The following is a 2,926-nucleotide window of genomic DNA, read 5'->3' on the forward strand; positions in this document are numbered from 1 at the left end:
GCCACTGCCCTCCGCGGTTTGGATCAATCGGCCAGCACTGCAGACGGCCGCACAACAGACGAACTAAAAAGATCTTGTCTCATTGATCTTGACAGGTTCCGGGCTTGACATGCCAGAAGAGCAGATCGCCGTTACCGGTGTGCCCCCACGAGATCAAGTCGTCGCCAGATTCGAACCAGGGCGGGACATCCGCACGGTCCGGCTCCCAATGCGACGGATCACCCAACTGCCAGTCCTCGCAATTGCTGTCCGGCCCCGCGAAGTCCAGCCGGACGCACTCTTGCGCCCAGGTGTTGTGCTGCAGCAGGTCCGCCCACTCGCGCGGAGCGTCAGGGGCGCACACGGTGACGTGACCGTCGATGAGGCCAGCACCGTAGGCATCGACGAATCGCTTGTAGTCAGCCGGCAATGTGACACCCAACGCAGCCTCGACCAGCGACCACTCGGCTCCGCCGGCCGACGCCCCGCCGACCAGCGACGGCAAGCCCAGAATCCGCGCGAGGTCCTCATTCGGGTCTGACTGGCTCAGTGGTCCTTGGCCAAGGTGGCCAACGTCCTGTGCCAGACGCTCTCCCGTTACGACGTCTTCGCGCCCGAGCTGGTCGCCACCGATCCCCGCGACAATGGCAAACGAACCCTCGAGCTCAACCACAACAAGGTCCACCTCCCGCTCCTGCCCGCCGCTCTCACGGCAGGCACGCTCGAAGCGGTCGCCAGGGCGAGCCCAATTCCGCGGGTGGAAGCCCGGCTCGCCCTCCAGCCGCCACCCACCCGGGACCGCCTGGACAGACTCGACGTAGAAGCTCAAACGCTCGACACGCACGGCCAACATCCTGCACAGCCGCCCAGAACATGCGCCACCCCGACGCCCGTCCTCCCGCCCAGCCGCGGCTACCCGCCGTTCAGCATGGCACGCCTGAAGCAACACGGCAGGCAACCAGACATCCTCCCGGCCCACTACGGTCGGCCACCCACGAAGCCCTTTCTCAGCGGCAGATCCGTACGCCTCGCCCGCGCACTACGCAGGTTCCCGTACGCCACCCTCCTCGCCGTCATCCGGCAGCGGCTCGACCGGGGCGGCCGGCAGCTCATCCGGCGTATCCGGCAACAACTCGCCGGCATCGTCCGGCACGGGCTCGCCGGGATCGATCGGCGGATACTCGTCAGGGTCCAGCCCCGGCAACGACATGACCCCCATCATCGGTCATGCAGGGTTCAAACGCTCCTCGGGCGCACCGGCAAAGGGCGCCGACCACTCCAGGCCCGCTGCCCACGCCGACACGCGCACGCTCGGCGGCATGAGAGGATACCCATTGATAGGGAAAGGTCGCAGCTCAACGGGTCCGGGGTGGGCGACTCGAAACGGCCGAGCCGTCCGTTCCGGTACGACTCCATTGCGGGACAACGTATCGCCATTGGCTGGTGCAGAATACCGTCGTGGACTGGCTGGGTAGCGATGAGGGTGACGACGACTAGTAGAGATGATCCGCGTGATCGTTAGGTTCCTCGGCTGGACCGGAGTCCGGTACGTACGAGCTGTTTCTGGAGCAGAGCGTGGCGGAATTGATAGACCCCTCCAACTTGGCGAAGGACGCCGCGCCGGTAGGCGTCCTGCAGGAATGTCATCAACCGAAGCGGCGTTCGGCCACGGAGGGCGAGCAGCAGCCGTACGACGCAGAACTGTCCCCATGCGCTGATGCCCAGGCTGAAGATGGTTCCGATCGCAAGTCCGGAAATGAGAACGGCGGTGAGTAAATATACCACTACGATAACCCTAAGGTCGGGATCGATTATCGAGTCGGGAAGCTCAACCAAAGTCCAAATTGCGAAGGGTAAGCAGTGCAGAAGTCCGACCGTGCTGCCGATCCAGAATGCGAATTTCGATCGCGCCGCAGCAAACTGAGCGGACTGATCGCCCGGCTCGCGTTCGCGGTGGTAAAGACAGTAGCAATCGGTTGAACAGTTTCGAAGAAGAAGCTTTCGAGTGCCAAGGTGAGGGCAAGTGCGGCCAGCGGTATCGCGGGCATTTCCGGAAAGCGTCCGACCATGAGCCCGGCGCACACACTGACCGCCATTGCCGTTCCGAACCATGCCATCCGTCGACCATTCAAGGTGACGTCAACCTGGCGAGGCCTGCGAGCGCGAATCGTGGTCAGCAGGGCAATCATGGAAACCCACAGCGTTATCCACCACAGCAGTTGGTTGGGCGAGGTTGTCACCAATGGTACGAGAAGCCCTACCGTAAACAGCCACTGCAGGAAAACTGTGTCTCGTCGCAGTTGCCACCAAGCCAGGTCCTGCCCCGTGTTAGCGGTCTGTAAATGCAGGGCGATGTTGGCTAGCCATCGTTGCGCCTGTTCTGCGCGTTGTGAACTAAGACGTGCCTGGCCCCCGCACGGCTGGTATATGTTACCCGGACGAATTCGCTGAGGAGGCGCTGCTCGATGCCGTCGCGGGCGATAGCCCAATCAGCAGTGACCAACTCTGCAGGACTTGTATCGGCGTGGTGGTAAACAATCCGCGCCAATGAAAGCATAAGCGGGCTGGAAAGCACTTGCGCCAGCGGGGAGTGGCTCGCCGTGCGGAGGCGGCGTAGCGTGTGGGCCCAGCGCTCGGGACTCTCAGTGCCCTCGGTCAAGTAATGCACGACATCGTTAGTGGACAAGGGCAGAATTTCAATCACCGGCGTGCGGGCCAGCTTGCCTTTGGCGGCGGCGCGCTCGTATTCCGCAGTACGACTCGTGAGTACAACTTGGCGCCCAGGTCTCAGGGTGTCCGCGATCGCCCGACACGGCGGCAGCACGGTGCTCCTCTGCCATCTCGTCCAGACCATCCAGCACCGGCAGGATCCGGTTCGTATCGACTAGTGCCGCGTCACGCAACCTTGATCGTGTAATCGGGGTGGCGGATCTTGGAGTCGGGGGCG

General features: G+C 63.2%; 3 protein-coding genes. All 3 read right to left on the bottom strand.

The features are described from left to right. Positions 1–79: 79 nt before the first annotated feature. Positions 80–823, bottom strand: coding sequence for a hypothetical protein (locus tag V6V89_RS41140; protein ID WP_334625162.1), 744 nt, complete (start codon positions 821–823; stop codon positions 80–82). 195 nt (positions 824–1,018) lie between these two features. After that, complete coding sequence (locus V6V89_RS41145) at positions 1,019–1,189, bottom strand: hypothetical protein (RefSeq protein WP_334625163.1); 171 nt, start codon at positions 1,187–1,189, stop codon at positions 1,019–1,021. 601 nt (positions 1,190–1,790) lie between these two features. Then, positions 1,791–2,219 (bottom strand): hypothetical protein, encoded by a 429-nt coding sequence (locus tag V6V89_RS41150; RefSeq protein ID WP_334625165.1) that lies wholly within the window; start codon positions 2,217–2,219, stop codon positions 1,791–1,793. Between the last annotated feature and the right edge of the window lie 707 nt (positions 2,220–2,926).

It is taken from the genome of Micromonospora sp. CPCC 206061 (assembly GCF_036906915.1).
Classification (GTDB): domain Bacteria; phylum Actinomycetota; class Actinomycetes; order Mycobacteriales; family Micromonosporaceae; genus Phytohabitans.